This is a genomic window from Streptomyces lydicus (genome assembly GCF_001729485.1).
Taxonomy (GTDB): Bacteria; Actinomycetota; Actinomycetes; order Streptomycetales; family Streptomycetaceae; genus Streptomyces; species Streptomyces lydicus_D.
Genome location: NZ_CP017157.1, coordinates 2,956,164 through 2,971,643, shown reverse-complemented (window position 1 = coordinate 2,971,643; position 15,480 = coordinate 2,956,164). Strand labels below are relative to the sequence as shown.

At 73.4% G+C, this 15,480-nt stretch carries 15 protein-coding genes; 5 read left to right on the top strand and 10 right to left on the bottom strand.

The annotated features are described in order from the left end of the window. Positions 1-34 precede the first annotated feature (34 nt). Positions 35-2,302, bottom strand: a complete 2,268-nt coding sequence (locus tag SL103_RS12740) for a serine/threonine-protein kinase (RefSeq protein ID WP_432215351.1) — start codon at positions 2,300-2,302, stop codon at positions 35-37. Positions 2,303-2,432: 130 nt separating this feature from the next. Next, positions 2,433-3,389, bottom strand: coding sequence for an ROK family protein (locus SL103_RS12735; RefSeq protein WP_069568965.1), 957 nt, complete (start codon positions 3,387-3,389; stop codon positions 2,433-2,435). 140 nt (positions 3,390-3,529) lie between these two features. Here SL103_RS12735 and SL103_RS12730 point away from each other — a divergent pair, with 140 nt between their 5' ends. Further along, positions 3,530-4,570: a LacI family DNA-binding transcriptional regulator gene (locus tag SL103_RS12730; RefSeq protein WP_069568964.1), complete on the top strand. Its 1,041-nt coding sequence runs from the start codon at positions 3,530-3,532 to the stop codon at positions 4,568-4,570. 878 nt (positions 4,571-5,448) lie between these two features. Here SL103_RS12730 and SL103_RS12725 read toward each other — a convergent pair. After that, entirely contained in the window at positions 5,449-6,759 is a 1,311-nt protein-coding gene (locus SL103_RS12725; RefSeq protein WP_069568963.1) for a DUF6986 family protein, read from the bottom strand. Positions 6,760-6,960: 201 nt separating this feature from the next. Here SL103_RS12725 and SL103_RS12720 point away from each other — a divergent pair, with 201 nt between their 5' ends. Both SL103_RS12720 and SL103_RS39390 read left to right on the top strand, forming a co-directional pair. Continuing rightward, positions 6,961-7,479 carry a DinB family protein gene (locus SL103_RS12720; RefSeq protein ID WP_069568962.1) on the top strand — a complete coding sequence of 173 codons (519 nt, stop codon included), beginning with the start codon at positions 6,961-6,963 and terminating at the stop codon, positions 7,477-7,479. Next, on the top strand, positions 7,386-7,754 hold the full coding sequence (locus SL103_RS39390) for a putative quinol monooxygenase (protein WP_347877893.1): 369 nt from the start codon (positions 7,386-7,388) through the stop codon (positions 7,752-7,754). The genes SL103_RS12720 and SL103_RS39390 overlap by 94 nt, the downstream gene beginning before the upstream one ends. 114 nt (positions 7,755-7,868) lie before the next feature. On the opposite strand, the gene SL103_RS12710 is transcribed toward SL103_RS39390, so the two are convergent. The 4 genes from SL103_RS12710 to SL103_RS12695 form a co-directional block, all read right to left on the bottom strand. After that, the gene (locus SL103_RS12710) at positions 7,869-8,831 is read right to left on the bottom strand and encodes an electron transfer flavoprotein subunit alpha/FixB family protein (RefSeq protein ID WP_069568960.1); all 963 of its coding nucleotides are present in this window, start codon (positions 8,829-8,831) and stop codon (positions 7,869-7,871) included. Positions 8,832-8,881: 50 nt separating this feature from the next. Then, entirely contained in the window at positions 8,882-9,667 is a 786-nt protein-coding gene (locus SL103_RS12705; RefSeq protein ID WP_033271207.1) for an electron transfer flavoprotein subunit beta/FixA family protein, read from the bottom strand. A gap of 213 nt (positions 9,668-9,880) precedes the next feature. Next, positions 9,881-10,387: a flavin reductase family protein gene (locus tag SL103_RS12700; protein WP_069573648.1), complete on the bottom strand. Its 507-nt coding sequence runs from the start codon at positions 10,385-10,387 to the stop codon at positions 9,881-9,883. Between the two features lie 225 nt (positions 10,388-10,612). Next, positions 10,613-11,041 carry a TlpA family protein disulfide reductase gene (locus tag SL103_RS12695; RefSeq protein ID WP_069568959.1) on the bottom strand — a complete coding sequence of 143 codons (429 nt, stop codon included), beginning with the start codon at positions 11,039-11,041 and terminating at the stop codon, positions 10,613-10,615. A gap of 76 nt (positions 11,042-11,117) precedes the next feature. Here SL103_RS12695 and SL103_RS12690 point away from each other — a divergent pair, with 76 nt between their 5' ends. Then, positions 11,118-11,534: a DUF4395 domain-containing protein gene (locus SL103_RS12690; RefSeq protein WP_069568958.1), complete on the top strand. Its 417-nt coding sequence runs from the start codon at positions 11,118-11,120 to the stop codon at positions 11,532-11,534. A 158-nt stretch (positions 11,535-11,692) separates the two neighbouring features. Further along, positions 11,693-12,409, top strand: a complete 717-nt coding sequence (locus tag SL103_RS12685) for a lysophospholipid acyltransferase family protein (RefSeq protein WP_069568957.1) — start codon at positions 11,693-11,695, stop codon at positions 12,407-12,409. 12 nt (positions 12,410-12,421) lie between these two features. Here SL103_RS12685 and SL103_RS12680 read toward each other — a convergent pair whose 3' ends face one another. From SL103_RS12680 to SL103_RS12670, 3 genes are all read right to left on the bottom strand, one after another. Then, on the bottom strand, positions 12,422-13,147 hold the full coding sequence (locus tag SL103_RS12680; protein ID WP_069568956.1) for a B3/B4 domain-containing protein: 726 nt from the start codon (positions 13,145-13,147) through the stop codon (positions 12,422-12,424). Between the two features lie 475 nt (positions 13,148-13,622). Further along, entirely contained in the window at positions 13,623-14,690 is a 1,068-nt protein-coding gene (locus SL103_RS12675) for a threonine aldolase family protein (RefSeq protein ID WP_099055408.1), read from the bottom strand. Continuing rightward, entirely contained in the window at positions 14,687-15,448 is a 762-nt protein-coding gene (locus SL103_RS12670) for an SDR family NAD(P)-dependent oxidoreductase (RefSeq protein ID WP_069573647.1), read from the bottom strand. Before SL103_RS12670 ends, SL103_RS12675 begins: the two co-directional genes overlap by 4 nt. Between the last annotated feature and the right edge of the window lie 32 nt (positions 15,449-15,480).

Genomic DNA, 15,480 nt, shown 5'->3' with positions numbered 1-15,480 from the left:
CGGCGCCGCCACCCGGGGCCGCGGCCGCACCGGCTCAGCAGGTGGGCAGCCCCGGGACCGGCTGGTCGTTCGCTCCGCCCTTCAGGTAGACCACGCTGACATAGACGCCCGCGTTGCCGCTGTCGTCATCGGTCTTGGCCCACCACACGTTCGTCCACTTCCCGTACGTCTCGCGACGGCCCAGATTCGCCTGGCAGTAGAAGTAGTTGGTGCCCATGTTCAGATGTCCGACCTGCTGGAAGGACGCGGTGTAAGAGTTCGCGGTGCGCCAGACGTCGCAGTTGGTCCTGCTGCCGCCGATGGACACGCACGACGAGGGGGCCGGCGTCGGACCACCGCCGCTGCCGCCCGTCGCGCCGCCCCCGGACCCGCCGGAGGTGCCGTGTGATCCGCCCGAGCCGCTGCCGCCGCCCGTACCACTCTGCCCGCCGTCGCCCTGCCCGCCCGAACTCCCGCCGGTGTCAGCGGACTTGGGGTCCTTGGCGGTCCCGCCGTCCGACGGGCCGCCCGGGGCGGACGGTCCGGCGTCCTTCCCGGCGTCCGCGCCCCCGGACTGGCCCGCACCGCCCCCGTTCGCCTTCCGTTCCTCGCCGTGGCCCTTGCCCTCGTCCTTGCCACCGTCGGCGCTCGGCGCACCCGGCCCGCCGGGCGTCCCCGCGGGCGCCGCCGACCGGCTGCCGCCGTCCGCGACGGTCCTGCCCGGTCCCCCGCCGACCAGCGCGTAGGTCACCCCGCCGCCGGCGGCGAGCACGGCCAGCGCCGCCGCCGCGGCGAGCGCGCCCCGGCGCCGCCCACGGGCGGGCAGCCGCTCGGTGTCCCGCCCGGCGGAGCCGCCGCCGGGGAGCGGGTGCGCACCGGTCGCGCCGACGGGCGGACCGGCCACCACACCGGGCGGGTCGTACGCGGGCCCCGGAGCCGGGTACGAGAAGCCCGCCGGCTGCTGGGAAGCGGGGGCCGGCGCCGAGGGATGCGGAGCGGGAACCGAGGGCTGCGTGGCGGCGCCGGGGTGCGGGACCGGCCCGCCGGACGGGGAGACCGCCGGGGGCTGCCCCTGGCCGCCGCCCTGCGGTTCCGGTCCGCCGCCCTGGCCTCCCGGGCCGCCCCCGAGCCAACCGGCCGGGGGCGCGCCGGCGTCGGCACCGGACTGCGGGCCGGGCCCCAGCGGCGACGGTCCCCCCGGCGACGGCGGCGGGATCGGCCGGACATCCGTCGCCGTGGCCGGATGCGGCGCGCCGGGCGGGGGCGGCAGGACGGGCTCGCGACCCTCGGCGACCGCCTGGAGCAGACCACGGGCCTGCGCCGCGGACGGCCGGTCGGCGGGGTTCTTGGCCATCAGGGCGTACAGCACGGGAGTGAGCGGCCCGGCCCGCCGCGGCTCCGGTAGCGCCTCGGTGACGATCGCGGTGAGCGTCGACCAGACCGACGTACGGCGGAACGGCGCGCCGCCGCCCTCGACCGCCGCGTAGAGCGTCATGCCCAGCGACCAGATGTCGCAGGCGGGGGTGGGGTCCTGACCCTGCGCCCGCTCCGGCGGCAAGTAGTCGAGCGAGCCGACCAGTTCACCGCTGCGGGTGAGGTTGGTGGTCGCGCCGTCGCCGGGGGCCTCGATGCTGGCGATGCCGAAGTCCGTGAGCACCACCCGGCCTCCCCCAGGGCCGGAAGGTCCCGGTTGGTGCCCCCACCCTTCCAGCAGCACATTGCCCGGCTTCACGTCCCGGTGCAGGACACCCGCCCGATGGGCGGCGTCCAGCGCGTCCATGACCTGGGCGCCGATCCGCGCGGTCTCCCGGGGATCGAGGGAACCACGCTGCTCGATCGCGTCGTCCAGCGACGCTCCGTCCACCAGCTCCATCACGATGACCGGCCGGCCGTCCTCGTCGATGACGTCGTGGACGGTGACCACGCCGGAGTGCCGGATACGGGCCGCGGCCCGCGCCTCGCGCTGCATACGGGTGCGCAGGTCGGCGAGTTCCGGTGCGGAGGCATCGGTGTAGGCGCGCAGCACCTTGACCGCGACCTCCCGGCCCAGCACCTCGTCGACCGCACGGCAGACCACGCCCATGCCGCCGCGCCCGATCCGCCCGGTCACGCGGTACCGGCCACCGAGCACCCGCCCGGTCAGATCGGCGTCCTGCCCCCGCCGGGGCTCGCTCGCGGCGGCGTCGGCCGGACCGCCGCCCGCGGCACCGGAACCCGGCGCACCACCCGCGGCATCGGGGCCGCCCCCACCGCCCGTACCGTCGGCACTGTGCGCGCCCCGGGCCTCGTCCGCCCCGCCCTGCTCACGCTCCCCCGGTGTCACCGTCGCCGAACCCCCCGATACCCGTACGCTGCCTGTGCACCTGCGCCTGCCGCACCTGTACGCCGTCGCACCTCAGGCGTACGGCCCGGTCGGCAACAGACTAAGGGGCGCGCGGGGGCTCGTGGGGGCGTCAGGGTGCGGGCACGAAGGCATCGAGACGGGACTGTTGCGCGGCGGCCGCGGCGGCGCCCACCACACCGGCGTCCGTCCCCATCCGGGCCGGTACGACCGTCAGCCCCGCGGTGAACGAGAGCGTGGCATAGTCCCGCAGAGCCGCACGCAACGGGGCGAAGAGCACCTCTCCCGCACCCGCAACTCCCCCACCGATCACCGCGATATCGATCTCGACGAGCGTCGCGGTGGCGGCGATGCCGGCGGCCAGCGCCTGGGCGGCCCGCTCGAAGGAGCGAACGGCGACCGGGTCCCCGGCACGCGCGGAGGCGGCGACGGCGGCGGCGCTGACGTCCCCGTCGGGGCCCGGAAGCCAGCCGTTGGCCAGCGCCCGGCGCGCGATGTTGGGGCCGCTGGCGATCCGCTCCACGCAGCCGCGGGCCCCGCACGGGCAGGGGTCACCGTCGAGGTCGACGCTGATGTGACCGATGTGCCCGGCGTTACCCGTGGGGCCGGGATGCAGTCGCCCGTTGAGGACGAGCCCTCCGCCCACGCCCGTGGAGACCACCATGCACAGCGCATTGGCGTGGCCGCGCGCGGCCCCCTGCCAGTGCTCGGCCGCGGTCATCGCCACCCCGTCGCCGACCAGCACGACCGGGCGGTCGCCGACGAGCGCCCGCACCCCGGCGACGAGCGGAAAGGCGCGCCAGCCGGGGATGTTCACCGGGCTGACCGTGCCGGCCTGCGCGTCCACCGGGCCCGCGCTGCCGATTCCGACCGCCGCCACCCGCGCCCAGTCCGGCCCCGCGGCGAGCTCCCGGACCACCTCGGCCACCGCGCGCATCACCGTCGCCCCGTCCTGATCGGCGGGCGTGGGCCGGGCGGCCCGGACGAGCAGTCTGCCGTGTGCGTCCACCAGAGCGCCGGCGATCTTGGTGCCGCCGATGTCCAAAGCTGCGCTGAGGTCCGTCTGCATCGGTGTGGAATCTCCTGGTGGGCCCGGGGGCCGGGGTGCCGGCCCGGCGTGAGAACGCCAGTCTTCCCCCGATTGACAACGTTGTCTAGAGGCTATGCTCGACGCCACACCTGGACGCCGACAGAAACAGGGCCGCACCCGTGACCGACACCGCCCGAGGCACGTCCCGCCGCTATGGCACCCGCCCCACGATGAAGGACGTGGCGGCGCGCGCCGGAGTCGGCCTCAAGACGGTCTCCCGCGTGGTCAACGGCGAGCCGGGCGTCACCCCCGACACCGAACGCCGGGTGCAGGAGGCCATCACCGCCCTCGGCTTCCGCCGCAACGACTCCGCCCGCATCCTGCGCAAGGGCCGTACGGCCAGCATCGGCCTCGTACTGGAAGACCTCGCCGACCCTTTCTACGGTCCGCTCAACCGCGCCGTCGAAGAGGTGGCCCGCGACCACGGCGCGCTGCTGATCAACGGCTCCAGCGCCGAGGACCCGGCCCGCGAACAGGAGTTGGTGCTCGCGCTGTGCGCGCGGAGGGTGGACGGCCTGGTCATCATCCCGGCCGGCGACGACCACCGGTATCTGGAACCGGAGATCACGGCCGGGATAGCGACGGTGTTCGTGGACCGCCCGGCGGGCCGCATCGACGCGGACGTCGTGCTCTCCGACAACTTCGGCGGCGCCCAGGACGCGGTGGCCCACCTCATCGCGCACGGCCACCGGCGGATCGGCTTCATCGGCGACCAGCCGCGGATCCACACCGCGCGGGAGCGGCTGCGCGGCTATCGCACCGCAATGGCCGCCGCGGGGCTGCCCGTTGACGACGCGTGGGTCTCGCTGGGCTCCACCGATCCCGACCGGGTGCGCGCCGCCGCGACCGCGATGCTGGACGCGCCGCAGCCCGTCACGGCGCTCTTCGCGGGCAACAACCGCGTCACCGTCACCGCCGTACGTGTCCTCGGTGAACGCCCGCGCCCGGTCGCGCTCGTCGGCTTCGACGACTTCGAACTGGCCGATCTCGTCCGGCCGGCGATCACCGTCGTCGCCCAGGACCCCGCGCGCATGGGCCGCACCGCCGCCGGACTGCTCTTCCGGCGCCTCGACGGCATCGTCGACCCGCCGCACCGCAGGGAGATTCCGACCCGCCTGATCGCCCGCGGCTCGGGCGAGATCCCGCCCGCCGAGGACTGAGCGGACCGGACCGATCCGGACCCCGACGACCCGCGCCCTCCGCATGATGCGCGCGATACGGCGGATGACCGTACGCGCCGCCGTACGGCACCACACAGCCCGCGCCAGCCGCTGACGCACCGTCAACACCCTTGCCGGACTGCCACACCCTGACCTCATCAGCGCCCCCCGCCGTGGTCCCGATTCAACCCACGGCCATGCTCGCACGAGCCACTGACAACGCCGCGGGAGCGCACGGCCGGCGGGACCCCGTGCGGCCGGCGGCACCGGGTTCGGCCGCGGGACCGCGTGCGGCGACGACGTACGACGACCGCGTACGCCGACCGCTCCCGGCCGCGGCGGGGCATGCCCGGGGGCCTGCCCGGCGGGCGTGCCGCGGCGGCGTGCCCGGCGGGGCGAGCCTGGGCGCGAGACTTCCCGAGCGCGCGGCCCGCCGTTACGCGCACGCGCGACGCAGCTTCCGCGCCCGCCGTGAGCCTTCCGCCTGCCATGAACCTTCCGCGCGCCCGCGTGGAGCGGGCTTCCGAACGCGCGCGGCTCTCCCCCGCCCCCTCCCCCTCCTCCCCCTTCGGGGGAGGGGGCGGGGGTGGGTTCGGGGGTGGGGGGTGAGTTCGGCGCCAAGGAAGGCTTCAGGCAGGGAAGGCTTCAGTTGGGGAAGGCGTCAGGCAGGGAAGACTTCAGGCAGGAGAGGCTTCAGGCATGGGGCCGGGCCCCGGCCCCGGCATCGACGTCCACCGACCCCGACCCCAACCCCGCCCGGCCCCGGCCCCGGCCTCGGCATCGACCAGCCCCGGCACCGGCACCGACCGGCCCGGCCCCGGCGTCGACCGGCCCCGCCCCGGCCCCGCCCCGGCGCCGCCCACGGCTGTGCCCCCCGCTCACCCCGTCTTCGTCGGGCGGCCCGCCAAGGCGTCGAGGTCGGTGCGGGTCAGGCCGGTGAGGTGGGCGACCTCGGTGGTGTCCACGGCGCCGCAGTCCAGGCCGCGCAGGAGGTAGCCGCTGAGGGCCTTGGCGGTGGCGGGCTCGTCCATGACGTCGCCGCCCGCCTTGGCCACGTACGCGGTGAGCCGGGCCGCCGCCTGTTCGAGTCCCTCGCGGTAGAAGGCGTAGACCGCCGCGTAACGGGTGGGCAGGTGCGCCGGGTGCATGTCCCAGCCCTGGTAGTAGGCACGGGCCAGGGAGCGGCGGACGAGGCCGTGGTGCAGCCGCCAGGCGTCGTGCACCTGCTTGGTGGGGCCGACCGGGAGGACATTGGTCGAGCCGTCCGAGAGGCGGACGCCGGTGCCCGCCGCGGCCACCTGCATGACGGCCTTGGCGTGGTCGGCCGCCGGGTGGTCGAGGGACTGGTGCGCCGCGCTGACGCCACAGGAGGCGCTGTAGTCGAAGGTGCCGTAGTGCAGCGAGGTGGCCCGGCCCTCGGCGGCCTCGATCATGCGGGCCACGGTGGCCCGGCCGTCGGCGCCCAGGATCGACTGGGTGGTCTCGATCTGGATCTCGAAGCCGATCCGGCCGCTCTCCAGGCCACGCGCCTTCTCGAACGCCTCCAGCAGCCGCACCATGGCGGTGACCTGCTCGGCGTAGGTCACCTTCGGGAGCGTGAGGACCAGGCCGTCGGGCAGGCCGCCGGCCTCCATGAGACCGGTCAGGAAGATGTCGAGGGTGCGGATGCCGCGGTCACGGACGGCGGCCTCCATGCACTTCATCCGGATGCCCATGTAGGGGGCCGCGGTGCCTCCCCCAGCCTCCGGCCGGGAGGTGCCCCCACCGTACGCGGCGGCGACCAGGGCGGCGGCGCGGGCCGCGGCAGCGTCCTCCTCGACGTCCGGGCGCGGGCCGTAGCCGTCCTCGAAGTCGATCCGCAGGTCCTCGATGGGCTCACGGGTCAGCTTGGCGCGTACGCGGTCGTGGACGTCGGCGGCGAGCGCGTCGGGGATGTCCAGTACGGCGGCGAGCGCGGCGGCGTCGGGGGCGTGCTCGTCGAGGGCGGCGAGTGCCTGGTCGCCCCAGGAACGCAGGGTGTCGGCGGCGAAGACGTCGCCGGGGACGTAGACCGTGTGCACCGGCTGGCGGGTGCCGGGGTCGCCGGGGTAGCGCCGGGCCAGGTCCGCGTCCACCTCGGCAAGGGCGGCTCCGATGCCCTCGCGTACGGTGTCCGCGAGGCTCGTCGCCACGGTCTCGTGCTGCCCCATTCGATACCCTCCCGGTGACTACGCCCGACGCTGACGCGCGGGCGTTTTCCGCTTAATGGAATCAACAATCCGTAGAGCGAAGTTAACCGGGTCGGTTGACGAGGTCAACACCCCCTCGCCCGAGGCGGCGCAGGTCACGGGCCCGGCCCGGGGCCCCAAAACCCGTGGCGCCCGCCCCTGGAGGACGTCAGACTCGCCGTCATGACTTGGATCGCACCCTCCATACAGCGCAGAGAACTCCCGACCACGGCCGGCGAACGGGAGATGCTGCAGGGCTGGCTCGACTTCCACCGCGACACCCTGCTCGCCAAGTGCACCGGGCTCGACGGCGATCAGCTGGCCCGGGCGAGCACCCCGCCGTCCACCCTCACGCTGCTCGGTCTGGTGCGCCACATGACCGAGGTGGAACGCAGCTGGTTCCGCCGGCGTTTCCTCGGCGAGGAGATCCCCGACGTCCACATCACCGCGGAGAATGAGGACGCCGATTTCGACGACCTGGACCCGGCCGCCGCCGAGGCCGATCTGGCGGCCCTGCGTGCCGAGATCGCCGCCTGCGACAAGGCGGTGGCCGACCGCGGACTGGACGAGACCTTCCCGGCCTCCCGGGGGCGCACCCTCAGCCTGCGCTGGATCTACGTCCACATGATCGAGGAGTACGCGCGCCACAACGGCCACGCGGACCTGCTGCGCGAGCGGATCGACGGAGTCACGGGCGCCTAGCGCGGGCCTTCGGGCCCGGCCCGGAAACACCCCCTTGGGCTTCTGAGGCCCTGAAAGATGGCTGTCTGCTCTACGCCGTGCACGAGGGCGAGGACCGGGTCACCGTCATCGAGAACTGGTCCGACCGGGCGAGCCTCGACGCGCACTCGGCGGGGCCGGCGCTGGAGGCGATCGGCGCGGAGATCGCCGAGGCGCTGGCCGCTCCGCTGGATGTCGCGGTGCTCCAGCCGGTCCCGGTCGGCGAGCCGGGCAAGGACCGGCTCCCGCAGACCTGAGGCCGACGCGCACCTGAAGCCGGCCACCCGCCCACGACGCGAGGCCCCGTACGCGCGCTGCGTACGGGGCCTCGGCGTGCGCGCCGCAGGTGCTCCGGCGCTATCCGGACGGGTTCAGCCCTTGCGGGTCTTGACCTCGTCGGTGAGGGCCGGGACGACGTCGAAGAGGTCGCCGACCACGCCGTAGTCGACCAGGTCGAAGATCGGGGCCTCGGCGTCCTTGTTGATGGCGACGATGGTCTTCGAGGTCTGCATACCGGCGCGGTGCTGGATCGCGCCGGAGATGCCGGCCGCGATGTACAGCTGCGGCGAGACCGACTTACCGGTCTGGCCGACCTGGTTGGTGTGCGGGTACCAGCCGGCGTCCACCGCGGCGCGCGAGGCGCCGACGGCCGCGCCGAGCGAGTCGGCGAGCGCCTCGATGACCGGGAAGTTCTCGGCACCGTTGACACCACGGCCACCGGAGACCACGATCGCGGCCTCGGTCAGCTCCGGGCGGCCGGTGGACTCACGCGGGGTGCGCGAGACGACCTTGGTGCCCTTGGAGGAGTCGGCGACGGTCACCGCGAGCTGCTCGACCGTGCCGGCGGCCGGCGCGGCCTCCGGGGCGGCGGAGTTGGGCTTGACGGTGATGACCGGAGTGCCCTTGCTGACCCGGGACTTGGTGGTGTACGAGGCCGCGAAGACGGACTGGGTGGCCACCGGGCCCTCGTCGCCGGACTCCAGGTCGACGGCGTCGGTGATGATGCCGGAGCCGATGCGGACCGCGAGGCGGGCACCGATCTCCTTGCCCTCGGCGGAGGACGGCAGCAGCACGGCGGCCGGCGAGACCGCGTCGTAGGCGGCCTGCAGCGCGTCGACCTTGGGGGCGACGAGGTACTCGGCGAACTCCGGCGCGTCGGCGGCGAGCACCTTGACGGCACCGTGCTCGGCGAGGACCTTCGCGGCCTCCTCGGCGTTCGGGCCGAGGTGAACGGCTACCGGGTCGCCGATGCGGCGGGCGAGGGTGAGCAGTTCGAGGGTGGGCTTGCGGACGGCGCCGTCCACGTGGTCGACGTAGACAAGGACTTCAGCCATGGGATTGCTCTCCTGCGGGAAGAATGAGGGCGGTTGAGGTAAGGACGGGCCTAGATGAACTTCTGGCCCGCGAGGAACTCGGCGAGCTGCTTGCCGCCCTCGCCCTCGTCCTTGACGATCGTGCCGGCCGTACGGGCCGGACGCTCGGCCGCGTCCTCGACCTTGGTCCAGGCGCCTTCCAGGCCGACCTCGTCCGCGTCGATGCCCAGGTCGTCCAGGTCCAGGGACTCCACCGGCTTCTTCTTGGCGGCCATGATGCCCTTGAAGGACGGGTAGCGCGCCTCGCCCGACTGGTCGGTGACGGACACGACGGCCGGCAGCGCGGCCTCCAGCTGCTCGCTGGCGGTGTCGCCGTCCCGGCGGCCGGTGACCTTGCCGTCGGCCACGGAAACCTCGGAGAGCTGGGTGACCTGAGGGACGTTCAGCCGCTCGGCCAGCAGCGCCGGGAGCACGCCCATGGTGCCGTCGGTGGAGGCCATGCCGCAGACGACGAGGTCGTAGCCGGTCTTCTCGATCGCCTTGGCGAGCACGAGCGAGGTGCCGAGCGCGTCGGTGCCGTGCAGGTCGTCGTCCTCGACGTGGACGGCCTTGTCGGCGCCCATGGACAGGGCCTTCCGCAGCGCGTCGTTGGCGTCCTCGGGACCGACGGTCAGAACCGTGATCTCCGCGTCGTCGGCGGCTTCCTTGATCTGCAGCGCCTGCTCGACGGCGTACTCGTCGAGCTCCGAGAGGAGGCCGTCCACGTCGTCACGGTCGACGGTCAGGTCCTCGGCGAAGTGCCGGTCGCCGGTGGCGTCGGGCACGTACTTCACACAGACAACGATCCTCAAGCTCACGCCGGCTCTCCTACCTGCTTCGTCTCTTCAGAACTGCCTTGTATTGGCAGCATAGGCGCCTGTTGGGGCGGCTCCCGGTCGGATGTGGATCCCCCACGCCGACCGCCATATTACTCGCCAGTACATACAGTCTCGTGCCCCGAATCAAGGCCGTCGAAATGTGACCTTGCCAACGGCCCTGAACGGAGGAACGGAGCGCCGAGCCGGAACCTCTCAGTTCCGCAGCGCGTTGAAGCGACCCTGGTGGTAGAGGAGCGGGCGGCCGGGCCCCGCGGGGTCGCCGACGACCGGCTCGGCGAGCACGATCCGGTGGTCGCCGGCCGGCACCCGGGCAACCACCCGGCACACCATCCAGGCCAGTACGCCGTCCAGGAGGGGCACGCCCTCCGGGCCGGTGCGCCAGGAGGTGGCGGGGCCGAAGCGGTCGGCGCCGCTGCGGGCGAAGGTGGCGGCCAGCTCCTCCTGGTGCTCGCCCAGTATGTGGACGCCGACGTGCGCGGCCTCGGAGACGGCCGGCCAGCTGGAGGCGCCGGTGCCGATGCCGAACGACAGCAGCGGGGGATCGGCGGCGACGGAGGTGAGGGAGGTGGCGGTGAAGCCGACGGGGGCGGCACCCTGCGCGGTGATCACCGCGACGCCGGCGGCGTGCTGGCGGAAGACGGAGCGCAGGAGGTCCGGTGCGGCGGTGCGGGGCGTGCCGAGATCGGGCGAGGCCGTCATGGAGTTGTCCTTCTCCTGTGGTGTACGGGCCGAGGCGGAGCCGCGGGCGGCCCGGTAGCTGCCGGCGGCGGTGGTGTCGTCGCTGCTCACATGCCCGGACAGCGCGCGCTGGCGGTCCGCAGAAGGTCGACGTGGGCGCGTCCGTAGAGAAGGGGTCCTGGCCGCATCACGTCAGAGTGACGATGCGGGCACCACAGCGTCAAGGGCCGCCCGCCATCTGGGAGATCAATCACGGACCGCCGTGCCCAGTGCCGCGATCACATCCGCCTTACGGGGCTGGCCCGCGGCGCGACGCACGATCCGGCCGGCCGCGTCGAGCACGAGGACGGTGGGCGTGCGCAGCACGTTGAGTTCCCGTACGAGGTCGAGGTGGGCCTCCGCGTCGATCTCGACATGGGCCACGCCGTCGATCATTCCGGCGACCTCGACGAGGGTGCGGCGGGTGGCGCGGCAGGGCTGGCAGAAGGCGCTGGAGAACTGCAGCAGGGTGGCCCGCTCCCCCAGTTCCGCGCCGATCTCGGCGGCGCCCAGTCGTGGCGCGTCGCCGTGCTCGTCCCTCTTGTGCACCGTGATCCTCCCGTTGCGGCGTCGGTGCCACACGCCGAATGCGCTCGCCGCCGCGAGCACCGCGATGCACACCATGAGTCCGGTCATCTCCGGGTGCAGCGTTCACGAGACCGCAAAGATTCCCGGGCCCCCGGGCGGCCGGTTCTGCGGGAGGGTGAGAGGCATGACTGCCGAGAGGATCGACGTACGGGGTCCGAGGTTCGGGGCCGCTCTGACCGCTGTGGTGCTGGCGGCCGTGCTGATCAGCGGGAGCGCGCCGCTGCTGGCCCTCCAGACACTGGTGTTCGCGGTCGGTGCGGTGGCCGGTGTCCAGCACTCGCCCTATGCGCGGCTGTTCAGGGTGGCGGTGCGGCCGCGACTGTCCGCACCGACCGAGTTCGAGGACCCCGCGCCGCCACGCTTCGCCCAGAGCGTCGGGCTGTTCTTCGCCGTGGTGGGGTTGGCCGGCTACCTCGTGGGGCCGGCCTGGCTGGGACTCGCGGCCACCGGCTGCGCGCTCGCTGCGGCCTTCCTCAATGCCGCTTTCGGGTACTGCCTGGGGTGCGAGATGTACCTTCTGCTGCGCCGAGCGGTCGGCTGAGCCGGTCGCCACGTGACAAGAATCTCGCGTCCGTGACGTCCCATGCGCTGGCCGCCACGGCCGGGATCGGGCACGATCTCCCGAAAGCCGCGGTTACGGCGGCGTAGCTTTCCGCCGGGAGAACCCTCCCCAGGCACGGAAAAGGGGTCCTCCGGACAATGGCAGAGCTCGTCTATCCGCCGGTGATCGGCGCCGCGCGCACGCTCTTCAAGGCGCTCGATCTCAAGTTCGACATCGCCGGGGCGGATCACATCCCGCGCCGCGGCGGGGCGGTGCTGGTGAGCAATCACATCGGCTATCTCGACTTCGTCTTCGCGGGCCTGGCCGCGCGGCCGGCCAAGCGCCTGGTGCGCTTCATGGCGAAGGAGTCGGTGTTCCGGCACAAGGTGTCGGGGCCGCTGATGCGCGCGATGAAGCACATCCCGGTGGACCGCGCGCAGGGGATGCACGCCTACAAGCACGCACTGACCGCGCTGCGTTCGGGCGAGATCATCGGGGTCTTCCCGGAGGCGACGATCTCCGAGTCCTTCACCCTGAAGAACTTCAAGTCGGGTGCCGCCCGGCTGGCCCAGGAGGCGGGCGTACCGCTGATCCCGCTGGCCCTGTGGGGCACCCAGCGACTGTGGACCAAGGGCCACAAGCGCGACCTGGGCCGGCACCACCTCCCGATAACGATCCGGGTGGGCGAGCCGGTGGAGGCCGACCCGGCCGAGCACGCCGAGAAGATCACCGACCGGCTCCGCTCCCGGGTGCAGGACCTGCTGGAGGCCGCACAGCGCGCCTACCCGGTGCGTCCCCGCGACGCGGAGGACACCTGGTGGATCCCGGCGCACCTGGGCGGTACGGCACCGGCGGCGCCGGGGAGCACCGCGTAACGGAGCCCGGGGTCACCGGGCCCGGACGTCACCGATCTCGATACGGGCGCCGGGACAGGCTTTCTGCAGCGCCTCGGCCAATTCGGTGCCCGCGGCCGTCAGGTCGTCCAGGGGCATCGGGGCCATCCGCTCCAGCAGGAAGAGGGCGTTGACCGAGTCCTCGGTCAGGCGGGTGCGGGTGCCCTGGCGCCAGTTCCAGCGACGGCAGGTGACGCCCTCGTCGTCGCACCACACCACCTCGCCCGCGTCCGGGTGCTCGATGACCTCCTCGCCGCCGGCCGCGGTGGCGAACGGCTCCACACCGGTGGCCCGTACGAGCCGCATCCCGCCCTGGATGCGGTCCAGGTCCTCGCCGCCCACCGGGAGCAGATGGGCGACGCTGACGGCGTTGTAGAGGTCGACGAGGCGGTTGATGCGCGGCAGCCCGCCGTCCGCGAGGGCACGCTTGGCGAGCGCCTCGGCGGAGTTACGGGTGCGCGAGGGCTTGCTGCCGAAAGCGGTGTAGGCGGCGCGCCAGGCCGCGATGTGCGGATCGTCCTGCGGGGCGCGCCCGTCCAGGCGCCGGGCGAGACGGCGGGCGGCGTCGTCCAGGAGCGCCGACCCGGCTTCGTCGCTGGGCCCGTTGGTGAGCCCGTGCGCCGTGACGGCGAGGTAGCCGAAGCCCGGTGCCAGGGCACTGACCTCGTCGGAGACGGACAGGGACAGGGTCGCGCCGGAGACGCGCCGGGGGCTGGACATCGGGCCGTTCCTCAGAGTGCGGTGGGCAGGGGCCGTTCGAGACTGCGTCTCGCAGGCATTGGAGCACGGCCGCCCATGGTTCAGCAAACAGCACCCTCCAGTCCACTCCACTACACCGGTCCACTGCGTTTGGCGGGCTTCCCACGTTGTTGTCCGTCCCGCCGTGGTGGTTTCTCGCCGTGGCGTCTGCGGCGGGCGTGGGTGGTCGGGTGCGGTGCCGCTCCTCCGGACTTCGTCCTGCGGCGCGGCCCCTCCCGTAGTGGGAGAAGTAAAGGCCGGTGGGGGCGAGCGTTGTTACTGACGCTCGCCCCCACCGGCCTTCACCATTCCCTCCCACGGGAGGGGACGGACCGCAGGACGAAGTCCGGAGGGCCGGCACCGCACCCGACAACAACCCGGCCCGCCGCAGGCGCCACGGAGAGAAACCACCACGGCGGGACGGAAAACAACGTACGGGGCCCGCCAAGCGCAGCGCTCAGCGCAGCTCCTCGCGAAGCGCCGCGAGGAAGCCGTCGACGTCCTCCTCGCGGGTGTCGAACGCGCACATCCAGCGGACGTCGCCGGCCTGCTCGTCCCAGAAGTAGAAGCGGTAGCGCTTCTGGAGGCGTTCGCTCACGTCGTGCGGGAGGCGGGCGAAGACCGCGTTGGACTGGACGGGGTAGAGGATCTGGACCCCGTCGATCTGCCGTACGCCGGCCGCCAGCCGCTGGGCCATGGTGTTGGCGTGGCGGGCGTTGCGCAGCCACAGGTCCTTGGCGAGCAGCGCCTCCAACTGGACGGAGACGAAGCGCATCTTGGAGGCGAGCTGCATGGACAGCTTCCGCAGGTGCTTCATCGCGCGCACCCGGTCGGGGTTGAGCACGACCACGGCCTCGCCGAAGACCGCGCCGTTCTTCGTGCCGCCGTAGGAGAGGATGTCGACGCCCACGGCGTTGGTGAAGGCCCGCATCGGGACGTCGAGGGTCGCCGCGGCGTTGGCTATCCGCGAGCCGTCCAGGTGGACCACCATGCCGCGCTCATGCGCGTGGTCGCAGATCGCCCGGACCTCGTCGGGCGTGTAGACCGTGCCCAGCTCGGTGCTCTGGGTGATCGAGACGACCTGCGGCATGGCGCGGTGCTCGTCGTCCCAGCCCCACGCCTGGCGGTCGATCAGCTCGGGGGTGAGCTTGCCGTCCTCGGTCGGTACGGTCAGCAGCTTGAGACCGCCGACCCGCTCGGGCGCACCGCACTCATCGACGTTGATGTGTGCGGTTTCGGCGGCGATCACCGCTCCCCAGCGGTCCGTCACGGCCTGCAGGGCGACGACGTTGGCGCCCGTGCCGTTGAAGACCGGGAACGCCTCGGCGCGCTGCCCGAAGTGGCTGCGGAAGACGCGCTGGAGGTGCGCGGTGTAGTCGTCCTCGCCGTAGGCGACCTGGTGGCCGCCGTTGGCGAGGGCGAGCGCGGCCAGGACCTCCGGGTGGGCGCCGGCGTAGTTGTCGCTGGCGAAGCCGCGGGTCCCGGGATCGTGGTGCTGCCGTGCGTCGGTCGTCGCTCCGCTCACGGCTCGGGGGTCAGCCACAGACGCTGTCCATTCACTTCCTGGGCGGGCCGGTCCCAGACGCCGGCGATGGCCTCGGCCAGCTCCTTGACGTCCGTGAAGCCCGCGAACTTTGCGTTCGGTCGCTCGGCACGCATCTGGTCGTTGACGAGCGCCTTGACGACCAGGATCGCAGCCGCGGCACGCGGCCCCTGCTCGCCCCCCGACTTGCGGAAGCCGTCGGCCATGGCGAGCGTCCACGCCTCGGCGGCGGCCTTCGCCGCGGCGTAGGCGGCGTTGCCGCCGGTGGGCTTGGAGGCGCCGGCCGCGCTGGTGAGCAGGTAGCGGCCGTTGCCGCTGCGCTCCAGGGCGTCCTGGAAGGCGAGGGAGGTGTGCTGGACGGTGCGGATCAGCAGCTTGTGCAGGAGGTCCCAGTCCGCCAGGTCGGTCTCCGCGAAGGTCGACGAGCCGCGCCAGCCGCCGACGAGGTGCACCAGGCCGTCGATCCGGCCGAATTCCTTCTCCGTACGGGCCGCCCACTCGCGGGTCTGGTCCAGGTCGAGGAGGTCGACGGTCTCCCCTATGACCGTGGCCCCGCCATGGGCGTAGCGGGCCGCGTCCACGGCCTCCGCGAGCCGCTCGGGGTTGGAGTCCGAGCCGACGACCACCGCGCCTGCCTCGGCCAGCCGCATCAGCGTGGCACGCCCCGCCGGCCCGGCCGCGCCGGCCACCGCGATGACCGCGCCCTCCAGCGGCCCCTGGCCGCCCGTCGAAGTAACCATCTCCGTCGCCTCCTCGTCCTGCGCCTGGACGG

What these genes read in the sequence shown, in the direction of transcription:
- SL103_RS12735 (WP_069568965.1), bottom strand. Translation starts at nt 3,389, where the DNA reads ATGCAGACGGACCTCAGCGCAGCTTTGGACATCGGCGGCACCAAGATC.
- SL103_RS12725 (WP_069568963.1), bottom strand. Translation starts at nt 6,759, where the DNA reads ATGGGGCAGCACGAGACCGTGGCGACGAGCCTCGCGGACACCGTACGC.
- SL103_RS12720 (WP_069568962.1), top strand. Translation starts at nt 6,961, where the DNA reads ATGACTTGGATCGCACCCTCCATACAGCGCAGAGAACTCCCGACCACG.
- SL103_RS12710 (WP_069568960.1), bottom strand. Translation starts at nt 8,831, where the DNA reads ATGGCTGAAGTCCTTGTCTACGTCGACCACGTGGACGGCGCCGTCCGC.
- SL103_RS12700 (WP_069573648.1), bottom strand. Translation starts at nt 10,387, where the DNA reads ATGACGGCCTCGCCCGATCTCGGCACGCCCCGCACCGCCGCACCGGAC.
- SL103_RS12695 (WP_069568959.1), bottom strand. Translation starts at nt 11,041, where the DNA reads ATGACCGGACTCATGGTGTGCATCGCGGTGCTCGCGGCGGCGAGCGCA.
- SL103_RS12690 (WP_069568958.1), top strand. Translation starts at nt 11,118, where the DNA reads ATGACTGCCGAGAGGATCGACGTACGGGGTCCGAGGTTCGGGGCCGCT.
- SL103_RS12685 (WP_069568957.1), top strand. Translation starts at nt 11,693, where the DNA reads ATGGCAGAGCTCGTCTATCCGCCGGTGATCGGCGCCGCGCGCACGCTC.
- SL103_RS12680 (WP_069568956.1), bottom strand. Translation starts at nt 13,147, where the DNA reads ATGTCCAGCCCCCGGCGCGTCTCCGGCGCGACCCTGTCCCTGTCCGTC.
- SL103_RS12670 (WP_069573647.1), bottom strand. Translation starts at nt 15,448, where the DNA reads ATGGTTACTTCGACGGGCGGCCAGGGGCCGCTGGAGGGCGCGGTCATC.